A 19,223-nucleotide genomic window follows, 5' to 3' on the forward strand; every position below is an offset into this window, starting at 1 on the left:
GACCAAGATCGTGTTACCGATCGAACGGTAACCAGTGCTGCTGTAATGGCGGGTGGTGAAGGCCGGGCTTGCTCTTGCGGCCCGTTGAAGCGCTGTGGAGCCCGCTCCGGCGCGTGGTTACCGTTCGATCGGTAACCTGATCTTGGTTGGTTACCTTCTGGCAAGGCTCTGACCTGCGCGGTTACCGAGGTTACCGAGGTTGCCGATCCTGAAGACGGCGACGTGCGGGCTGCGGCAGCGGGCTTCCAACGGATCTGTCGGGCACTCGGGACGTGGTGTGAAAGCTGCCGCGCTCGCTCCCAGTGCCTGTGCCGGATGCGTACCGAGGTGACGACGCTGTGAGCCGTAAGCGCTGGTCAGTATGGTTCATACGGGAGTCTGGGGATCAGTCGTCAGCGGTTGGCACGTAGTCGGAGAAGGTGGGCCGGTTGAGGTCAGGGCTCGTCGGACACCGAGTGACCGGTTGAAGTTAAGCTTGATTGTTTGCTGGAGTCTGGCTCGTGTTCATAAGGTGGTGCCAAGTGCCCTCGCGGCCTTCGATGACGACGTGGTCGGGCGTGGGATTCCACCCGTCTGGCCATGAGGAATAGTTGATAGCTTGTTCGACGGGAGAGTGCAAGAGAGTTGCTCCATCGAGCTGGGCATATTTGGAGAAGGTTGCCCCATCGAACCTGACGCCTTGGGTGATTTTTATTTGTTCAGGCAGGCCGGTGTCAACCAGTTCCGCTCGGCCGAAATCTATAGCCTCGGTGAATGTTGCCTGGCCGATGAAAGGGGTGAGCTTGACTTCCAGTTCGGCAACCCAGACGGATTTGATCTCCATGAACGAGAAACTTTCGTCGAACTTGGCGTTTTGAAACTCGGCGGATTCACTGAACTTTGCATCGTTGAACCAGGCATGCTTGGCGAAAGTTACGTTCCAGAATCGAGAAACATCGGAGAATGTTGCGTATTCGAACTGCGCTCCGCAGGAGAATGTTGCCTCTTCGAAGATAGTGTGTCCGTCGAATGTCGCTTCGATAAACCAGCTCTGCCCCTTGAATGAAGCCTGGAAGAACGCGGTATCTCCGGCGAATGAGGCTTTAACGAAGGACGAGTCCTCTGTAAATGTTGCGTAGCTGAACCGGGTCGCCCCAGCGAAAGTCGCGTTGTCGAACATGGCCGTATCGGTGAAAGTCGCACCGTCGAACCGAACTTCTGCGGAAAACTTTGCGTCATTAAATGAGGCGGTTGCGGTGAATTTCGCGCCGTCGAACGAGGTGTTCCCGGTGAAGCTTGCGTAATTGAACTGCGCGGCTCCGACAAAGATAACTTTCCGGAAAGTTCCGTTGCGTAGCGTGCTGCTATTCATGTCCCATTCGATCAGGATTGCGGCAGTGAGATCGAGATCAATATCGGCCCATAGGGTCGCTTCGGGGTTATCTGCATCATTGCCGAACCTTAAGTGGGTAGTGAGAATGCGTTGAGCGGTTAGTCGGACTTCCCCTTCCTGGACCCGTTCACGGTGCTCGTCGCGTGCGGCCCGGTCGGCATCGGCGTCGGGCGAGGCCGTGGGGAGGTCGAATGGGGCGCGGAGGTAGGCGCAGAGCACGTTGACCACGGTCTGGCGCAAGGCGGGGTGGTCCTGCGCGAGCCGTTCCAGGGCGTACAGGCCGCCGTGACGTACTGGAGCCTTGTCTGACCCGAGCTGCTCCACTGACTTGGCGTACAGGTCGGTGATCCGGCGGGCTTCGGCGTCGCGTTCGGTCGTGGCTGCGACGCGTTCGGCGTGCAGGCGGGTGTGCTCGGCGGTCTCGCGCTGCAACTCGTACGCGCGGGCGACATCGGCCTGGTCTTGTTCCTTCTGCACCAGTCCGATCTCGGTGGCGTGTTGGCGTCGCCACGCGAGGTACAGCGCGAAGATGCCCCCTCCGCCTACTCCGATGCTCAACCCTGTGCGCAGTGCGTTGAACCGTGCGCTCACCAACTCCGCACCGGACAGTCCTGCGGTTCCTGCCCACCACAGCGCTATTACCAGGCCGATCGTCGCGACGGCGATCACAGCTGCCACGGTCGCGATCACCCTGCGTGGCATCGGCTCTAGCGGCGTGCGCGGCGCGGATGGTGTCGGCAGTGGCACAGGCAGGTGGTTGGCGGAATGCTCACCGGGTTTGGGACGGGAGAGCGATGCGGGAGCAGGGCGGTCCTCGGCCATGTTCGGATCATCGCTGGTTGACGTGACTGTGTTCCGAAGGCATGCCAGTCGGGCCGGACGGCTTGCTGTGGACGGGGTCGCAGTGGATGCTGTGCCGAGGACGTGCCGAAGTGGCTGTGCCGAGAGCTGTAAGCACTGGTCAGGTGTGGTTCGGGCGGGACTCTGTAAATCCGTCGCGAAAGCTACAGAGGTTCGAATCCTCTACCCGCCACGCGAAACGAAACCCCCTGCTCGCACATTCTGCGAGCAGGGGGTTTCGCGTCTTTCCGACTCGGCCGCGCACCTGACGGTGGCGTAGGTCACAGCAGCTGTCGCACGTCCGGGCAGTGCCCGTGACCGGCCGGTCGTCCCCGAGGTTCCCGACGTAGGCGAGGCCGACGCGCAAGCGCTTCCTCTCGCTTGCGTGCCGGCCTCGTGTGCAGCATAACCCATATCGAACGCCTGTTCGAGGGCTACGCGATCGCGGCTCTGCCGGCTTCGGTCAGCTCGGCGTCCGCGCGTTCGTCCAAGCCCACGACTCGACGCGCCCGCAACAGCCCCGCGCGCACCAGGTCGTGCGTGACCATCTGGTCGCAGCACGGCAACCCGTCCACGTACAGGTCCGGCTCACGTCCCCCGGTCAGTTGCGCCCTCCCGGCGGCAACGGCGCGGAGCATGGACTTGGCCCTCCCGGACAGCTCCCTCGCAACGCTCATGGCGACCCCCTCGCCCGTCCTTCTCATACCCGCTTCCTTCGTCTTGTAGGAGGTCTGGACCTGTGCTTCGAGTACCCCGCTCCACCAAGTTCACTCAGGTGGACGAGGGGCGCCGGTGGACGTCGCTGAGCCGTTCGGACGGCACTGCCACGCCGACCGGTTAACCTGATCAGCCCAGCCGAACTGCGGCCGACCGGTCGGCGCTCCGATCGACCCGTTGTCGCCCGGTGGTCCGGACCCGCCCGGTCCGGGGCCGAGACTGGAACACATGAGCGAAATCCTCATCGCCCTCGCAGCCCTCGCGACCGGTGTCGCCCTCGGCCTGGTCGTCCGGTCCTCGGGGCGACGTCGCTCGCCCGACCGGGCAAGGCCCGCCGACGCGCGCGAACTCCGGCTCGCCGCCGACGACCTGGAGTACGGCCTGAACACCGTGCTCAACTTCGGCCCCCTGTCGCTGTCCGAGCTGGCCGCGGTCGACCTGCCGGCGAAGCTGGACCGGGTCGCGGCGACCGGCGGGGTGCCGCGGGCCACCCTGGCCGCGCTCAAGGCGCACACCGAGAAGATCGCCCTGCACCCCTACCCCGAGCAGCGCGACCTGCTGACCGCCGTCGGGGAGGACGAGGCCGCGGTCTGGCTGGCCCTGCGCGACGCCGTCGGCAGCGGCGCGGCGCAGCACGTCGCCGCCACGCACGCCCGCCGGGTGCTGGACGGGATCCGCGACGGGCTGGGGCCGAACGGCCGGGTGGCGTCGGTGGTGGAGCTGGCGGGCGTCTGAACGCCTACCGCGCCGGTCGGCGCTGTCCAGCAGCCCGTGCACGTGGTCGGCCGGGGCCGCGCCGACGCCGCCGCGCGCGTCCTCCCGGACGCCCATCAGCCCGAGGTGCGCCACCGGTCGCACGGACGTCCGCCCGGCGATCCGGTCCGAGTGCCCCGGCAGGTCGTAGTAGGTGAACCGACGACCTCGCCCCCGCTGACCGCGAGCCAGCCGCACGGCTCCGGGCGCCCCAGCAGTTCCGCGATGTGCTCGCGCAGCCGGTCGGCGCTCGACGCGCGGGCGTCGACCACGCCGAACCGGCCGTCGAACCGCACGGTCTCCAGGTTCAGCTCGACCGCGACGTCCAGGTCGGCCGCCGTCAGCGGTCGGACCTCCACCGACGACCCGCCGCCGAGGCCGCGGCCGGGCAGCCGGGCGGCGGTCGCCAGCAGCGGCGCGTAGCCGTGCCGGGCCGGCACGCCCGCGGCCTCCACCGCCCGGCTGGGCACGGTCACCAGCGCGGCCGTGTCGTGGTCGCCCGCGCCGGTCAGCGGCCGGCGGCGGAGCAGGTCGGCCAGGTCGGCGCCGGGGCGCCAGTGCAGCGAGTGCGTGCGCAGCGCGCCCCACGTGGCGAGCAGCGAGTCCTCCGGCAGCTCGGAGAACGAGCACGGGTCGGTCGGGGCCTCGATGGCGGGCAACAAGGGGTCCACGACTCGAAGCCAACGGTTCGCGCACGTAGGTTCCGGTGCGTGGAGATCTACGTCGTAGACGCGTTCACCGACCGCGCGTTCGCGGGCAACCCGGCCGGGGTCGTGCTGCTGGACGGGCCGGTGGAGGACGCCTGGATGCAGTCCGTGGCCGCCGAGATGAAGCACGCCGAGACCGCCTTCGTGCGGGTCGACGGCGGTGATGGCGGTGGCAAGGGTGACGGCGGTGGCAACGGTGACGGCGTGCTGCCGCTGCGCTGGTTCACGCCGGTGGCCGAGGTCGACCTGTGCGGCCACGCCACCCTGGCCACCGCGCACGTGCTGGGCGGCAGCCGGAGCTTCGGCACCCGCAGCGGCGTGCTCACCTGCACGGCCGAGGACGGCTGGGTGGAGATGGACTTCCCGGCCGACCCGGCGGAACCGGTCGAGGTGACCGGGGCGCTGCGCGCCGCCCTGCCGGGCGTGACGGTGCTGGCGTCCGCGCGGGCCGTGTCCGACGTCTTGGTGGAGGTCGCGTCCGCCGCCGAGGTCCGCGCGCTGCGCCCCAACCTCGCCGCGCTCGCCGAGGTGCCCGGCCGGGGTGTGATCGTCACCGCACCCGGTGATCGTGCGGACCTCGACGTGGTGAGCCGGTGCTTCTACCCCTCCTACGGAGTCCCGGAGGATCCCGTAACCGGTTCCGCGCACTGCACGCTCGCCTCCTGGTGGGCGCCCCGGCTCGGTCGGGCGAACCTGCTGGCCGAGCAGGCGTCAGCCCGCGGCGGGCTGGTCCGGACCACTCTGGACCAAGATCGGGTGCGGCTCGCCGGTCAGGCCGTCACGGTGATCCGGGGCCGACTGTTCGTGTGAACCGATCTCTGCCTTCTGGTGGCAATCCGCTACACGACCTGCCATTTCATCGCCCGACCGGGGTACATTGGCAGCCTTGGAGGGGTCCTGGTCGGTGTTCGGGACCCCTCAGTCACGCCCGGAGCCCGTAGGCCGCGACCCGGCCCACCGCGACGACGGCCGACGAGGAGGCTGGATGTCCGACCACGCGTCGGCCACGGCGCCCAGCGCGCCGACCCGGTCCACGAACCGCGCGTTCAGCGTGTTCGCGGTCCTGCTCCTCGTCGCGGGGGCGCTGTCCGCGTTCGTCGTCGGCAACTGGCTGCCCGACACCGAGCCCGACGTCCGGCTGTACTGGACCGGGCCGCTGCTGGTGATCGGCTTCCTGCTCGCCGAGCAGCTGGCGATCAACGTCGACGTGCGCAGCGGGGTGGCCTGGACCATCTCGTTCACCGAGATCCCGCTCGTGCTCGGCCTGCTGGTCGCGCCGTTCGAGATCGTGCTCGCCGCGCACGTCGTCGCGGGCGTCGGCACGCTGCTCGGCCGCCGGGTGATCGACCGCGCGGTCTACAACGCGGGCCTGATGTTCATGGAGATCTCGGTGGCGTTCGCGGTCGCCGAGCTGGTCAAGCGGTTCCTCGGCGCGGAGGGCCCGTTCTGGGCCGGCGCGTTCGTCGGCACCATCGCGGTGCCGCTGCTGGCCAGCGTGCTCGGTCTGACCGCGCTGCGGCTCATGGGCAAGGGCATGCGGGTCGCGCCGAGCCTGCGGCTGGTGCTGCAGACCCTCGTGGTGGCCCTGCTGAACACCTCCGCGGGCCTGGCCGGCTACGAGATCGCCGACAAGGCGCCGTGGGGCGGCCTGCTGATCGGCCTGGTCTTCCTCGGCATCACCGCGATCTACCTGGCCTACTCCGGCCTGCTGCGCGAGCAGCGCGACCTGGAGGCGCTGAGCGAGGTCTCGCTGCGGGTGGCCCGCTCCGGCCGGCACGCCACCGGACCGCGCGGCGCCCCGGAGGAGGACGACGACTGCGTCGAGGACGACGAGTGGCAGCTCATCGCCGAGCGCATCCGCGAGCAGCTGAACGCCAACCGCGTGGTGCTGCGGCTGCGCACCGACCCGCAGGCGCCGATGCGCACGCTGGTCGCGGGCGAGCCGCTGCCGCCCGGCATGCGCCGCGACGACCCGCGCGTGCTGCGCGAGGACGCCATGCTCCAGCTGCCCGGCGCCCAGGTGCGGTACTTCCGCATCGTGGAGGCGGGCGAAGAGGTCTCCGAGGCGCTGACCCGCCGCGAGGCGCAGGAAGCGCTGGTCGTGCCGCTGCGCGGCGCCACCCAGCTGCTCGGCGCGATCGAGGTGCACGACCGGCTCAGCCGGTGGCGCGGTTTCGGCAAGGCCGACCTCCAGCTCCTGCGCACGCTGGCGAGCCACCTGTCCACCGCGGTGGACAACCGGCGGCTGCTCGCCCGGCTGCGCCACGACGCCTACCACGACCCGCTGACCGGCCTGCTCAACCGGCCGGGCTTCCGCGAGGCCGCCGCCGAGCCGATGCGCGAGGCCGACACGGCCGTCGTGGTCCGCATCGACCTCGACGTGCTGTCCGCCGTCTCCGACGCGCTCGGCCAGGCGTGGGGCAACCGGATGGTCGTCGCCGCCGGCCGCAGGCTGCGCGACGAGCTCGGCCCCGAGGTGCCGCTGGCCCGGCTGGAGGGCGGCGCGTTCGCCGCGCTGCTGCTGGACCGGCAGGCCGAGTGCATCCAGGAGCTGGCCGAGCGGCTGCGCGCCGCGCTGTCCGTGCCGTACCCGGTCGACCGGCTCACCGTCGAGGCGGGCGCGGTCGTCGGCTGGGCGACCACCGCCGACTGCGAGGTCGAGCAGCCGGACCCGGACGCGCTGCTGCAGCGCGCCGACGTGGCGGTCCGGGCGACCACCGACAACGAGCCGCTGCGCCAGTACGCGCCGAGCATGGGCCAGATCTTCCTGCGCCGCTTCCAGCTGGTCACCCAGTTCCGGTCGGCGCTGGAGAACGGCCAGGTCTCGGTGCACTACCAGCCCAAGGTGGCGCTGCCGAGCCGCCAGGTGATCGGCGCGGAGGCGCTGGTGCGCTGGAAGCACCCCGAGTTCGGCCGGGTGGACCCGGACGAGTTCGTGCCCGCCGTCGAGGCGACCGGCTTGGTCGACGTGCTCACCGACTTCGTCATGGACAAGGCGCTGGAGCGGGTGCGCCGCTGGATCGACCGCGGGCTGCGGATGTCCATCGCGGTGAACCTGTCCGTGCGCACGCTGGCCGACGAGGAGTTCCCGGACCGGGTGGCGGCGGCGTTGAAGCGGCACGAGGTGCCGCCGGAGCTGCTGACGTTCGAGCTGACCGAGTCGGGCGTGATGGCCGACCCGGAACGCGCGCTGCCGGTGCTGCGGCGGCTGCACGCGCTGGGCGTCGTGCTGGCCGTGGACGACTTCGGCACCGGCTACTCGTCGCTGGCCTACCTGCGGCAGCTGCCGGTGGACGAGGTGAAGATCGACAAGAGCTTCGTCCTGGGCATGGGCACCGACCTCGGCGACATGGCCGTGGTCCGCTCGATCGTCGAGCTGGGCCACTCGCTGGGGCTCACCGTGGTCGCCGAGGGCGTCGAGGACGACGCCGCGCGCGACCAGCTCGTCGGCATGGGCTGCGACGTGGCGCAGGGCTACCTGATCTCCCGGCCGCTGTCGGAGGACCGCTTCGAGGCGTGGCTGCGGGCGCGGACCGTGCAGGTCAGGGGTGCCCGGGATGAGACGGTGCTCACCTTGGTCCACTGAGGGGGACCCCCGATTTCCATCCTGAGGCGGCCCTGTTGTAGAGTTCTCCTCGCTGCAAGAGCAACAGCAAGCCCCTTTAGCTCAGTCGGCAGAGCGTCTCCATGGTAAGGAGAAGGTCTACGGTTCGATTCCGTAAAGGGGCTCCACAACTGGCCGCGGTGCTCGTGCATCGCGGCCGTGTTGTGTAAAGCGGTGTAGCTCAGTTGGTAGAGCAAGCGGCTCATAATCGCTGTGTCGCCGGTTCAAGTCCGGCCACCGCTACTCAGCAGGATCGATCCCCGCCAGGCGGTAAGCCCGCACTGGGGAGTCGGGGTAAGCGAGCTCTAGAAAGGCAAGGACCGTGGCTGCAACCGACGTACGCCCCAAGATCACCCTCGCGTGCGAGGAGTGCAAGCACCGGAACTACATCACCAGGAAGAACCGGCGCAACGACCCGGACCGCCTGGAGATCAAGAAGTTCTGCCCGAACTGCAAGACGCACCGCGCGCACAAGGAAACCCGCTGAGCGGTAGCACTTCCGACGAGGCCCGTCCCGGTATCCGGGGCGGGCCTCGTCGCGTGCGACCTGCCCGCGTATAACCTCCTCGGGTGCCACTCGACCAGTCGTTCGTCGGACGTTCCTACCCGCCGTCGCCGCCCTACGAGGTCGGCCGCGAGAAGATCCGCGAGTTCGCCGACGCGGTCGGCGAGACGAGCCCGGTGCACCGGGACCCCGAAGCCGCGCGCGCGGCCGGGCACCCGGACGTCATCGCGCCGCCCACGTTCGCCATCGTGCTGTCGCTGGGCGTCAACGACGTCCTGATCGACGACCCCGAACTCGGCCTGGACTACAGCCGGGTGGTGCACGGCGACCAGGCGTTCCTGCACCACCGCCCCATCACGGCGGGCGACCGGCTGCGGGTCGAGCTGCACGTGGACGGCATCACGTCCCGGATGGGCAACGACATGCTGGCGCTGCGCGCCGAGATCACCACCGAGCAGGGTGAGCCGGTCACCACCGCGAAGTCGACGCTGGTGGTCCGGGGGGAGGACGCGTGATCCGCGCATCGGAGGTCTCCGTCGGCGACCAGCTGCCGCCGCTGTCGGTCCGCATCACCCGCGCCGACCTGGTCCGCTACGCGGGCGCGTCCGGCGACTTCAACCCGATCCACTGGAACGACCGGTTCGCCCGCGAGGTCGGCCTGCCCGGCGTGATCGCGCACGGGATGCTGACCATGGGCCTGGCCGGCCGGATCGTCAGCCAGTGGACCGGCGACCCCGGCGCCGTCGTGGAGTACGGCGTGCGGTTCGGCAGGCCCGTGCCGGTGCCCGACGACGACGAGGGCGCCCTGGTGGAGGTCACCGGCAAGGTGGCGAAGGTCCTGGAGGACGGGACGTTCAAGGTCACCGTGACGGCCTCGTACGAGGGCAGGTCCGTGCTCGGCGGCGCGTCGGCCCGCGTCCGGCTGCGCCCGTAGGCCCGCCTTCACAGGTCCGGACCGGGCCGCACGTCCTCAGAACCCGCACAGCGCGCTGGTGCGGGCGCCGGTGGCCGTGGCCGACCGCCGTTCGACGTCGGCCACGCTCACCTCGCACGCGACGTCGCCGCCGGCCGGCCCGATGGTGACGGTGAGGACGCCGTGCTCCGGCTCTCCCGCGGTGACCAGCTCCACGTGCCAGGGCAGGGACGTCAGCTCCTCCACGCGCGTCTCACCGCCCTGGAAGGTCGAGTAGGTGACCGTGGCGCGCTCCGCGGTCCCGCTGACGTGGTAGACGACGCGGACCGGTGGTTCCGGGGCCGTCGTCCACCGCACGAGCGCGACCGCGCCGACCACGAGCACCGCCGACGCCACGACCACCAACCACGTGCGGCCCGGTCGCTCGGGCGGGACGGACTCCGTCATGGCTGGGCTCCTCGGGTGAAGATCGGTTCCGCTGAATAGACCATCGGTGTGTTTCTGGTGGCGGTTACAGCGGTCACCCGAAGGGATTACGGACGGTAGGTGTAAGCGAAATCACAGCACTGTACTGTGACCGGCAGAGCCCGGAAACGCCGAAGGGCACCCCGGCCGGGGTGCCCTTCGTGACGGAAAGTGCTACTCGACCTCGCCCAGCAGCTCGGCCATCCGCGTCACGCCGGTCTTCAGGTCGTCGTCGCCGAGCGCGTACGACAGCCGCAGGTAGCCGGGGGTGCCGAACGCCTCACCGGGCACCACGGCCACCTCGACGTGCTCCAGGATCAGCGCCGCGAGCTGCACCGTGTCGGTGATCGTCGTGCCGCGCAGCCGCTTGCCGATCAGCGCCTTGACCGACGGGTACACGTAGAACGCGCCCTTCGGGGTCGGGCACCGCACGCCGGGGATCGCGGACAGCATGTCCACGATCGTGCGCCGCCGCCGGTCGAACGCCTCGCGCATCTCGTGCGCGGCGTCCAGCGGCCCGGACACGGCCTCCAGCGCGGCCCGCTGCGACACGTTGGCCACGTTCGACGTGAGGTGCGACTGGAGGTTCGCGGCGGCCTTCACCACGTCCGCCGGGCCGATCAGCCAGCCCACCCGCCACCCCGTCATCGCGTACGTCTTCGCCACGCCGTTGAGCACGATCGTGCGGTCGGCCATGCCCGGCACGGCCACCGGCAGCGACACGGCCTCCGCGCCGTCGTAGACCAGGTGCTCGTAGATCTCGTCGCTGATCACCCACAGCCCGTGCTCCAGCGCCCACTCGCCGATCGCGGTGATCTGCTCGCGGGTGTAGACCGAGCCGGTCGGGTTGGACGGCGAGCACAGCAGCAGCACCTTGGTCCTCGGGGTGCGCGCCGCCTCCAGCTGCTCCACCGTCACCAGGTAGTCGGTCGACTCGTCCGCCGTGACCTGCACCGGGACGCCGCCCGCGAGCGTGATCGCCTCGGGGTAGGTGGTCCAGTACGGCGCGGGCAGCAGCACCTCGTCGCCCGGGTCCACGACCGTGGCGAACGCCTGGTAGACGGCCTGCTTGCCGCCGTTGGTGATCAGCACCTGCGCGGCGGTCACCTCGTAGCCCGAGTCGCGCTTGGTCTTCGCGGCTACGGCTTCCCGCAGCTCCGGCAGGCCGGCGGCGGGCGTGTAGCGGTGGTTGCGCGGGTCGGCGCAGGCCGCCTGGGCGGCGGCGACGACGGCCTCCGGGGTGGGGAAGTCGGGCTCGCCCGCGCCGAAGCCGATCACCGGGCGGCCCGCGGCCTTGAGCGCCTTCGCCTTCGCGTCGACGGCGAGGGTGGCGGACTCGGCGATGCCACCGATCCGCTCGGAGATCCGCGGGTGCTCGGAGGTACTGGTCCCGGTGGTCGTCTCAGGCGTGCCCATGGGGCCAATCGTGGCAGATCGCACAACCGGCACGGCCCCCGGCACCCCCTCTGACCGGGCCAGTTGGAAGGAGGGGCACTTGGTGCCGTATGCTTCCGGTCTTGGAACGTCCAGTCGCTGCCTCACGGGCCACGTGAGGAGGGTGCGGGGCGTCTCCGCCAGGGGGTCCTGGGTCCAGGATCCCAAAGGGGTGTAGCTCAACTGGCAGAGCAGCGGTCTCCAAAACCGCAGGTTGCAGGTTCAAGTCCTGTCGCCCCTGCGTCGAAGCGCGATGGTGAGCGGAGGACGGCATGAGCGAGGGCCGCGAGCAGGACCAGCCGGACGAGCGCGAGAGCGCATCCCGGCCGGTTACCGCCGCAGCGCGGCGCGAGCGCCGTGGTTCCGCGCGTCCGGCGGGCCGCAAGGACTCCGCCGAGGCGAAGAAGGCGGCCGAGGCCGACTCCGACGCCGAGGAGGCCAGGAAGGGCCGTCCCACGCGCTCGCGGGCGGACTCGGAGAAGCGGGCCGGTTTCTTCGCCCGCATCGTCCGGTACGTCCGCGAGGTGGTCAGCGAGCTGCGGAAGGTCATCTGGCCGACCCGCAAGCAGCTGGTCACCTACACCGGAGTCGTGTTGGTCTTCGTGGCCTTCATGGTGGCGTTGGTGTTCGGCCTGGATTCGGCCTTCGCCTGGGGCATGTTCAGGGTGTTCGGCTGAGCCGAGCACCTGCCGCCCCCGGTGGCGGCGGACATGTGATGCATGAGAGGAAGCGAGACCCACAGTGACCTCCGAGAACGGCGTTGACGCCCGGGAGCTGAACGACCTGTCCGACGAGCGGGACTTCGACGGTGGCGTCGAGGACGTCGAGCAGGCGGAGGCGTCGGAGGACACCGAGGAGTCCGCCCCCGTCGAGGCCGGGTCCGGCGGCGACGTCGAATCCGACGACGAGTCCGACGAGGACGTCGAGTCGGGTGGCGACGTGGAGTCCGGCGGCGACATCGAGACCGCCGGTGCGGTCGACATCGACGCCGAGCCCGCGGACCCCGCCGAGGAGATGCGCGAAGCACTGCGGCGCGCCCCCGGCGACTGGTACGTCGTGCACTCGTACGCGGGCTACGAGAACAAGGTCAAGACCAACCTCGAGACGCGCATCCAGACCCTCGACATGGAGGACTTCATCTTCCAGGTCGAGGTGCCGACCGAGGAAGTCACCGAGATCAAGAACGGCCAGCGCAAGCAGGTGCAGCGCAAGGTGCTGCCCGGCTACATCCTGGTCCGGATGGAGCTGAACGACGCGTCGTGGAGCGCCGTGCGCAACACGCCGGGCGTGACGGGCTTCGTCGGCGCGACGTCGAAGCCGTCGCCGCTGACCATCGACGAGGTGCTGAAGTTCCTGCTGCCGCAGGTCGAGCAGAAGCCCGCCGCCGGCAAGAAGAGCGCCACCGCGCCCGTGAAGTCGACCGTCGAGGTGGACTTCGAGGTCGGCGAGTCGGTCACCGTCATGGACGGCCCGTTCGCCACGCTGCCCGCCACGATCAGCGAGGTCAACGCGGACGGCCAGAAGCTGAAGGTCCTGGTGTCGATCTTCGGTCGCGAGACCCCGGTCGAGCTGTCGTTCAGCCAGGTCTCCAAGATCTAGCCAGGACAACACAGACTCCGGCGCCCCTCCCGACGGACGGGCGCCGGCAGCCACGCTGCGGCTGGCAGGGCCGCGCGCGGACACCGCAATAAAGGAACCGAGATGCCTCCCAAGAAGAAGAAGCTCGCAGCGATCATCAAGCTGCAGATCAAGGCCGGGGCCGCGAACCCCGCGCCGCCCGTGGGTCCCGCGCTGGGCCAGCACGGCGTCAACATCATGGAGTTCTGCAAGCAGTACAACGCCGCGACCGAGTCGCAGCGCGGCACCGTCGTGCCGGTCGAGATCTCCGTGTACGAAGACCGCTCGTTCGACTTCAAGCTCAAGACCCCGCCGGCCGCGAAGCTGCTGCTCAAGGCCGCCGGTGTGGAAAAGGGCTCGGGCGAGCCGCACCGCCTCAAGGTCGCCAAGGTGACCATGGACCAGGTGCGCGAGATCGCGCAGAACAAGATGGTCGACCTCAACGCCAACGACGTGGAGCAGGCGGCGAAGATCATCGCCGGCACCGCGCGCTCCATGGGCATCACGGTCGAAGGCTGACCCTCCTCTTTCTCGTAGTCAGTGGGAGAGCCGAGCGCCGGCTCGTCACCACAACTGATCCACTTTAAGGACAGAAGCATGAAGCGCAGCAAGGCGTACAAGAACGCTGCTGAGCTGGTTGACCGGGAGCGGCTCTACTCGCCGCTGGAGGCAGCCAAGCTCGCCAAGGAGACCTCCAAGGTGAAGCTGGACGCGACCGTCGAGGTCGCCATCCGGCTCGGCGTCGACCCGCGCAAGGCCGACCAGATGGTCCGCGGCACCGTGAACCTGCCGCACGGTACGGGCAAGACCGCCCGCGTGATCGTCTTCGCCACCGGTGACAAGGCCGCCGAGGCCGAGGCCGCCGGCGCCGACGCGGTCGGCTCCGAGGACCTGATCGAGCGCATCCAGGGTGGTTGGCTCGACTTCGACGCCGCGATCGCCACCCCCGACCAGATGGCGAAGGTCGGTCGCATCGCCCGCATCCTCGGCCCGCGCGGCCTGATGCCGAACCCGAAGACCGGCACCGTGACGCCCGACGTCACCAAGGCCGTCGCGGACATCAAGGGCGGCAAGATCAACTTCCGCGTCGACAAGCAGGCCAACCTGCACCTCGTGATCGGCAAGGTGTCGTTCGACCCGGAGAAGCTGGTCGAGAACTACGCCGCCGCGCTGGACGAGATCCTCCGCGCCAAGCCGTCCGCGGCCAAGGGCCGGTACCTGAAGAAGATCACCGTCTCGACCACGATGGGCCCGGGCATCCCGGTCGACCCGAACCGGACCCGCAACCTGCTGGTCGACGAGGCCACCGTCTGACGACGCCTCGTCCGCAAGACCCGAAGCGCCCCCCGGCCTCCCGCCGGGGGGCGCTTCGCGTTCGGCCGGTCAGGGGCAGGTGGGCTCGGCCCGGTAGTCGGTGATCGCCCACGCGCCACCCGGCTGCTTGGTGAGCACGAACTTGCCCAGCTTGGGGCCGTTGCGCACGACCAGGGCGCAGGAGCTGACCTCGACCGAGCCGGACGCGGGCGGCGTGACCATGGTGTCGGGGAAGCCGAGCTGGCGGTAGGTGGTCACGTCGGCGACCTGGGGCTTCAGCTTCGCCACCGCGGCCGGGCAGTCGGCCGCGCCGAAGGCGTCCGCGAACGCCTTCCTCGGCTCGTCGCCCTTGAAGTACAGGCACGCCTGGTTGCCGTCACCGGTGCCGACGTGCTTGTAGAACATGCCGACCGTGCCGGTGCTGCCGTACGGGGTCGGCGGCGCGATGACGTTGTTCTCCACGCCGCCGCTGTCGACCGCCACGCTGCCGGGGTCGTCACCGCCGAAGTACCTGTCGTAGAAGTACGACAGCACGAGCAGCACGATCGCCAGGTACACCAGGCGGCGGACCAGCTTGCTCTGCAGCAGGATCTTCCAGAGCGGCTTGCGCGGTGGTGGTGGGGGAGCCGGGGGCAGGCCCGGTGGGGTGGAGCCCGGTGGGAGGCCCGGGGGAGCGGAGCCCGGCGGGAGGCTCGGTGGGGCGCCCTGGGACTGCTGGAAGCGCTGGAACTCCTGGAACCGTTGGAACTCCTGGAACTGCCGTAGCTGTTCCGGGTCGACGTCCGGTGGCGGCGGGTTCCTCGGTGGCTCTTCGGTCACGGGTCACATCATGCCGATTTGGAGCCGTCGGGACACGTCCCGTACTCTCGACAGCGGTTCACCAAAGACCGCTGGTCGTCCGGGTCGGCTGACTCGGAGCGAAGGTCCCGCGTAGCGGGCGGCCCGCGCAGGAGAACGAGGAAGACACCGGCGCGCTCGCGCGCCCGTCACGCCCCGTGCTGCTGCGCCGGGGCGTTTTTGTTTGCGCGGACCTCTCGACCGGCGCGTCACCAAGCCCAGAGAGGAGGCGATCATGGCGAAGCCCAGCAAGGTTTCGGCCGTCGCCGAGCTCACGGACAAGTTCCGTGGAAGCTCGGCCGCTGTCGTGACCGAGTACCGCGGCCTCTCCATGGCGCAGCTCACCACGCTGCGTCGCGCTCTCGGCGCGGGCACCACGTACACCGTTGCGAAGAACACGCTGGTCAAGCGTGCCGCCGAGGACGCGGGCGTCGAGGGCCTCGAGGCCCTGCTCGTCGGTCCGACCGCGATCGCCTTCGTCGAAGGCGAGCCGGTCGACGCGGCGAAGGCCCTGCGTGACTTCGCGAAGGACAACAAGGCCCTGGTCATCAAGGGCGGCTACATGGACGGCCGCCCCCTCTCGGTCGACGAGGTCTCCGCGATCGCGGACCTCGAGACCCGTGAGGTGCTGCTCGCCAAGCTGGCGGGCGCGATGAAGGGCAACCTGGCCAAGGCCGCGGGTCTGTTCAACGCCCCGGCTTCCCAGGTCGCTCGCCTGGCTGCTGCCCTCCAGGAGAAGAAGGCCGCGGAGGCGCCTGCCGCCGCCGAGGCCGACGCTCCGGCCGAAAGCTGATTCCACCCCAGACACTCGCGTCCCGGCCGCAGTTCGGGCGTTGAAAGAGAAAGGACCGCCATCATGGCGAAGCTCAGCACCGACGAGCTGCTCGACGCGTTCAAGGAGATGACCCTCCTGGAGCTCTCGGCCTTCGTGAAGGAGTTCGAGACCACCTTCGAGGTCACCGCCGCCGCTCCGGTCGCCGTTGCCGCTGCCGGCCCGGCCGCCGCCGCGGGCCCCGTCGAGGAGGAGAAGGACGAGTTCACCGTCGTCCTCGAGGGCGCCGGCGACAAGAAGATCCAGGTCATCAAGGTCGTCCGCGAGGTCGTCTCGGGCCTGGGCCTGAAGGAGGCCAAGGAGCTGGTCGAGTCCGCTCCGAAGCCGCTGCTGGAGAACGTGGCGAAGGACGTCGCCGACGCCGCCAAGGAGAAGCTCGAGGCCGCCGGCGCCAAGATCTCGCTCAAGTGATCTAGCGCTCCACGCTGCCGCGAAGGCGGGGCACCCGGTCGGGTGCCCCGCCTTCGCGCTATCCGCGTGGAGGAGACGCTGCTCACAGTGTTACCCATCCGAGACCACCCCAAACCCAACTGGTGAGTAACCGCGACGGTGCGGCCTCGTTGCACCGGTATGACGCCGGTCTGCCCGGCGTCGGCGTTGGTGCCGGTGAGCTGGAGGTGCGATGGGCGTCGAGGTGGTCGTCGAGGGCCTGACCAAGTCCTTCGGCAAGCAGACCATCTGGCGGGACGTCACGCTCACCCTCCCGCCGGGTGAGGTCAGCGTCATGCTCGGCCCGTCGGGCACCGGCAAGTCGGTCTTCCTGAAGTCCCTGGTCGGGCTGCTGAAACCGGAGCGGGGCCGGATCGTCATCAACGGCGTCGACCTGGTCCGCTGCTCCGAGCACAAGCTCTACGAGACCCGGAAGCTGTTCGGCGTGCTGTTCCAGGACGGCGCCCTGTTCGGCTCGATGAACCTCTTCGACAACGTCGCCTTCCCGCTGCGCGAGCACACCCGCAAGACCGAGGCCGAGGTCCGGCGGATCGTGCTGGAGAAGATGGAGATGGTCGGCCTCGTCGGTGCGGAGCGCAAGCTCCCCGGCGAGATCTCCGGCGGCATGCGCAAGCGCGCCGGCCTGGCCCGCGCCCTGGTGCTGGACCCCGAGATCATCCTGTGCGACGAGCCGGACTCCGGCCTCGACCCGGTCCGCACGGCCTACCTGAGCCAGCTGCTGATCGACCTGAACGCGCAGATCGACGCCACGATCCTGATCGTCACGCACAACATCACCGTGGCCCGCACGGTCCCGGACAACCTGGGCATGCTGTTCCGCCGCGAGCTGGTCATGTTCGGCCCCCGGGAGGTGCTGCTGACCAGCGACGAACCGGTGGTCGAGCAGTTCCTCAACGGCCGCCGCATCGGTCCGATCGGCATGTCCGAGGAGAAGGACCAGGCGACGATGGCCGCCGAGCTGGCGCACCGCGACGCGGGCCACTCGGACGGCTCGCCGGACCAGGACGTGCGCGGCGTGGTGCCGCAGCTGGAGCCGACGCCCGGCCTGCCGCCGCGCGGCGCGGTCCGCCGGCGCAAGGACCGGGTGATGAGCATCCTGCACACGCTGCCGCCCGACGCGCAGCAGGGCATCATCGCGAGCCTCACGCCCGACGAGCAGCGCCACTACCGAGTGCCGGCGGGCGCGGTTCCGACCACGCCCAGCCCGTGGCCGCGGCAGGGGGGCGTGCTGTGAGCGCACCGGCGTCGTTCCCGGGCGTCGGCGCGCTGCGCGAGACCGGCCGGATGTTCGCCCTGGGCATCGACGTCGTCCGCAACACGTTCCGCCGCCCGTTCCAGCTGCGCGAGTTCATCCAGCAGTGCTGGTTCGTGGTGAGCGTGACGGTGCTGCCCACGGCGCTGGTGTCGATCCCGTTCGGCGCGGTCATCGCGCTCCAGATCGGCTCGCTGACCCGGCAGATCGGCGCGCAGTCGTTCACCGGCGCGGCGAGCGTGCTGGCGATCATCCAGCAGGCCAGCCCGATCGTGACGGCCCTGCTGATCGCGGGCGCGGGCGGGTCGGCGATCTGCGCGGACCTCGGCTCGCGCAAGATCCGCGAGGAGATCGACGCGATGGAGGTGCTGGGCGTCTCGCCGATCCAGCGCCTGGTCGTGCCGCGGGTGCTGGCCGCGATGCTGGTCAGCGTGCTGCTCAACGGCATGGTCAGCGTGGTCGGCGTGATGGGCGGCTACTTCTTCAACGTGATCCTCCAGGACGGCACGCCCGGCGCGTACCTGGCGAGCTTCAGCGCCCTGGCGCAGCTGCCGGACCTGTGGATCTCCGAGATCAAGGCGTTGATCTTCGGCTTCCTGGCGGGCATCGTGGCCGCCTACCGCGGCCTGAACCCGGCGGGCGGGCCGAAGGGCGTCGGCGACGCGGTCAACCAGGCCGTGGTCATCACGTTCCTGCTGCTGTTCTTCGTGAACTTCGTGCTCACCACGATCTACCTCCAGGTCGTCCCGGCGAAGGGGAGCTGAGGTGGCCGCGATGAACGACCGGTTCCGCAAGGCGGCGAACGCGCCGCTGTCCGTGCTGGACACCTTCGGTGACCAGCTGTGGTTCTACATCCGAGCGCTGTGCTGGACGCCGCGCACGCTGACCCGCTACCTGCGGGAGACGCTGCGGCTGCTGGCCGAGGTGAGCTTCGGCTCCGGCGCGCTGGCCGTCATCGGCGGCACGATCGGCGTGATGGTCGGCCTGTCGGTGTTCACCGGCACGGTCGTGGGCCTGCAGGGCTTCACCGCGCTGAACCAGATCGGCACGTCGGCGTTCGCGGGCTTCGTGTCGGCCTACTTCAACACCCGCGAGATCGCGCCGCTGGTCGCGGGCCTGGCGCTGAGCGCGACGGTCGGCTCCGGCTTCACCGCGCAGCTCGGCGCGATGCGGATCTCCGAGGAGATCGACGCGCTGGAGGTCATGGGCATCCCCAGCATGCCGTACCTGGTCACCACCCGGATCATCGCGGGCTTCGTGGCGATCATCCCGCTGTACGTGATCGGCCTGCTCACCTCGTACCTCGCGGCCAGGTTCATCACGGTCCAGTTCTACGGGCAGTCGGCGGGCACCTACGACCACTACTTCAACCTGTTCCTGCCCCCGGTGGACGTGCTCTGGTCGTTCGGCAAGGTGCTCGTGTTCGCCGTCGTGATCATCCTGACGCACTGCTACTACGGCTACCGCGCCAGCGGCGGCCCGGCGGGCGTCGGCATCGCGGTGGGCCGCGCGGTGCGCACGGCGATCGTCACGACCAGCCTGCTGGACTTCTTCCTGAGCATGGCCATCTGGGGCACCACGACGACGGTGAGGATCGCCGGATGACCGCCG

General features: G+C 69.6%; 21 protein-coding genes and 3 tRNA genes. 18 read left to right on the forward strand and 6 right to left on the reverse strand.

The window, feature by feature from the left end:
* Window positions 1–469: 469 nt before the first annotated feature.
* Both AB0F89_RS09865 and AB0F89_RS09870 read right to left on the reverse strand, forming a co-directional pair.
* Window positions 470–2,194 (reverse strand): pentapeptide repeat-containing protein, encoded by a 1,725-nt coding sequence (locus AB0F89_RS09865; protein WP_367134757.1) that lies wholly within the window; start codon window positions 2,192–2,194, stop codon window positions 470–472.
* Between the two features lie 452 nt (window positions 2,195–2,646).
* Complete coding sequence (locus AB0F89_RS09870; RefSeq protein ID WP_367134759.1) at window positions 2,647–2,889, reverse strand: hypothetical protein; 243 nt, start codon at window positions 2,887–2,889, stop codon at window positions 2,647–2,649.
* 268 nt (window positions 2,890–3,157) lie between these two features.
* Here AB0F89_RS09870 and AB0F89_RS09875 point away from each other — a divergent pair, with 268 nt between their 5' ends.
* Window positions 3,158–3,664, forward strand: coding sequence for a hypothetical protein (locus tag AB0F89_RS09875; RefSeq protein ID WP_367134761.1), 507 nt, complete (start codon window positions 3,158–3,160; stop codon window positions 3,662–3,664).
* 95 nt (window positions 3,665–3,759) lie between these two features.
* On the opposite strand, the gene AB0F89_RS09880 is transcribed toward AB0F89_RS09875, so the two are convergent.
* Window positions 3,760–4,353, reverse strand: a complete 594-nt coding sequence (locus AB0F89_RS09880) for a hypothetical protein (RefSeq protein ID WP_367134763.1) — start codon at window positions 4,351–4,353, stop codon at window positions 3,760–3,762.
* A 39-nt stretch (window positions 4,354–4,392) separates the two neighbouring features.
* Here AB0F89_RS09880 and AB0F89_RS09885 point away from each other — a divergent pair, with 39 nt between their 5' ends.
* From AB0F89_RS09885 to AB0F89_RS09915, 7 genes are all read left to right on the forward strand, one after another.
* Window positions 4,393–5,199, forward strand: a complete 807-nt coding sequence (locus AB0F89_RS09885; protein ID WP_367134765.1) for a PhzF family phenazine biosynthesis protein — start codon at window positions 4,393–4,395, stop codon at window positions 5,197–5,199.
* A gap of 175 nt (window positions 5,200–5,374) precedes the next feature.
* Window positions 5,375–7,975: a putative bifunctional diguanylate cyclase/phosphodiesterase gene (locus AB0F89_RS09890; protein ID WP_367134767.1), complete on the forward strand. Its 2,601-nt coding sequence runs from the start codon at window positions 5,375–5,377 to the stop codon at window positions 7,973–7,975.
* Window positions 7,976–8,045: 70 nt separating this feature from the next.
* Window positions 8,046–8,121: transfer RNA gene (locus tag AB0F89_RS09895), tRNA-Thr, on the forward strand.
* Between the two features lie 42 nt (window positions 8,122–8,163).
* Window positions 8,164–8,236 (forward strand) — tRNA-Met (locus AB0F89_RS09900).
* A 79-nt stretch (window positions 8,237–8,315) separates the two neighbouring features.
* Entirely contained in the window at window positions 8,316–8,480 is a 165-nt protein-coding gene (rpmG, locus tag AB0F89_RS09905; RefSeq protein WP_015105301.1) for a 50S ribosomal protein L33, read from the forward strand.
* A gap of 83 nt (window positions 8,481–8,563) precedes the next feature.
* Window positions 8,564–9,013 carry a MaoC family dehydratase N-terminal domain-containing protein gene (locus AB0F89_RS09910; RefSeq protein WP_367134769.1) on the forward strand — a complete coding sequence of 150 codons (450 nt, stop codon included), beginning with the start codon at window positions 8,564–8,566 and terminating at the stop codon, window positions 9,011–9,013.
* A complete protein-coding gene (locus AB0F89_RS09915) occupies window positions 9,010–9,432 on the forward strand; it encodes a MaoC/PaaZ C-terminal domain-containing protein (RefSeq protein WP_367134771.1) in 423 nt (140 codons plus the stop codon). Before AB0F89_RS09910 ends, AB0F89_RS09915 begins: the two co-directional genes overlap by 4 nt.
* Before the next feature lie 36 nt (window positions 9,433–9,468).
* Here the strand turns inward: AB0F89_RS09915 and AB0F89_RS09920 are convergent, their stop codons facing one another.
* Window positions 9,469–9,858, reverse strand: a complete 390-nt coding sequence (locus tag AB0F89_RS09920; RefSeq protein ID WP_367134773.1) for a hypothetical protein — start codon at window positions 9,856–9,858, stop codon at window positions 9,469–9,471.
* A 192-nt stretch (window positions 9,859–10,050) separates the two neighbouring features.
* Window positions 10,051–11,292, reverse strand: coding sequence for a pyridoxal phosphate-dependent aminotransferase (locus AB0F89_RS09925; protein ID WP_367134775.1), 1,242 nt, complete (start codon window positions 11,290–11,292; stop codon window positions 10,051–10,053).
* A gap of 186 nt (window positions 11,293–11,478) precedes the next feature.
* On the opposite strand from AB0F89_RS09925, the gene AB0F89_RS09930 reads away from it, so the two are divergent.
* The 5 genes from AB0F89_RS09930 (at window position 11,479) to rplA (ending at window position 14,241) form a co-directional block, all read left to right on the forward strand.
* A tRNA-Trp gene (locus AB0F89_RS09930) sits at window positions 11,479–11,551 on the forward strand.
* Between the two features lie 31 nt (window positions 11,552–11,582).
* A complete protein-coding gene (secE, locus tag AB0F89_RS09935; RefSeq protein WP_367134777.1) occupies window positions 11,583–11,987 on the forward strand; it encodes a preprotein translocase subunit SecE in 405 nt (134 codons plus the stop codon).
* A gap of 64 nt (window positions 11,988–12,051) precedes the next feature.
* Complete coding sequence (nusG, locus tag AB0F89_RS09940) at window positions 12,052–12,909, forward strand: transcription termination/antitermination protein NusG (RefSeq protein ID WP_367134779.1); 858 nt, start codon at window positions 12,052–12,054, stop codon at window positions 12,907–12,909.
* 102 nt (window positions 12,910–13,011) lie between these two features.
* Window positions 13,012–13,446 carry a 50S ribosomal protein L11 gene (gene rplK, locus AB0F89_RS09945; RefSeq protein ID WP_367134781.1) on the forward strand — a complete coding sequence of 145 codons (435 nt, stop codon included), beginning with the start codon at window positions 13,012–13,014 and terminating at the stop codon, window positions 13,444–13,446.
* 78 nt (window positions 13,447–13,524) lie between these two features.
* The gene (gene rplA, locus AB0F89_RS09950; protein WP_233825534.1) at window positions 13,525–14,241 is read left to right on the forward strand and encodes a 50S ribosomal protein L1; all 717 of its coding nucleotides are present in this window, start codon (window positions 13,525–13,527) and stop codon (window positions 14,239–14,241) included.
* A 69-nt stretch (window positions 14,242–14,310) separates the two neighbouring features.
* Here rplA and AB0F89_RS09955 read toward each other — a convergent pair whose 3' ends face one another.
* The gene (locus AB0F89_RS09955; RefSeq protein WP_367134783.1) at window positions 14,311–15,060 is read right to left on the reverse strand and encodes a hypothetical protein; all 750 of its coding nucleotides are present in this window, start codon (window positions 15,058–15,060) and stop codon (window positions 14,311–14,313) included.
* Between the two features lie 253 nt (window positions 15,061–15,313).
* On the opposite strand from AB0F89_RS09955, the gene rplJ reads away from it, so the two are divergent.
* The 5 genes from rplJ (at window position 15,314) to AB0F89_RS09980 (ending at window position 19,217) form a co-directional block, all read left to right on the forward strand.
* Window positions 15,314–15,871, forward strand: coding sequence for a 50S ribosomal protein L10 (rplJ, locus tag AB0F89_RS09960; RefSeq protein WP_367134785.1), 558 nt, complete (start codon window positions 15,314–15,316; stop codon window positions 15,869–15,871).
* 63 nt (window positions 15,872–15,934) lie between these two features.
* On the forward strand, window positions 15,935–16,321 hold the full coding sequence (rplL, locus tag AB0F89_RS09965) for a 50S ribosomal protein L7/L12 (protein ID WP_367134787.1): 387 nt from the start codon (window positions 15,935–15,937) through the stop codon (window positions 16,319–16,321).
* 211 nt (window positions 16,322–16,532) lie between these two features.
* Entirely contained in the window at window positions 16,533–17,594 is a 1,062-nt protein-coding gene (locus AB0F89_RS09970) for an ABC transporter ATP-binding protein (protein WP_367134789.1), read from the forward strand.
* 50 nt (window positions 17,595–17,644) lie between these two features.
* On the forward strand, window positions 17,645–18,376 hold the full coding sequence (locus tag AB0F89_RS09975; RefSeq protein ID WP_360452870.1) for an ABC transporter permease: 732 nt from the start codon (window positions 17,645–17,647) through the stop codon (window positions 18,374–18,376).
* 10 nt (window positions 18,377–18,386) lie between these two features.
* Window positions 18,387–19,217, forward strand: coding sequence for an MlaE family ABC transporter permease (locus AB0F89_RS09980; protein ID WP_367134791.1), 831 nt, complete (start codon window positions 18,387–18,389; stop codon window positions 19,215–19,217).
* Window positions 19,218–19,223: the final 6 nt, after the last annotated feature.

The organism is Saccharothrix sp. HUAS TT1 (genome assembly GCF_040744945.1).
Lineage (GTDB): Bacteria > Actinomycetota > Actinomycetes > Mycobacteriales > Pseudonocardiaceae > Actinosynnema.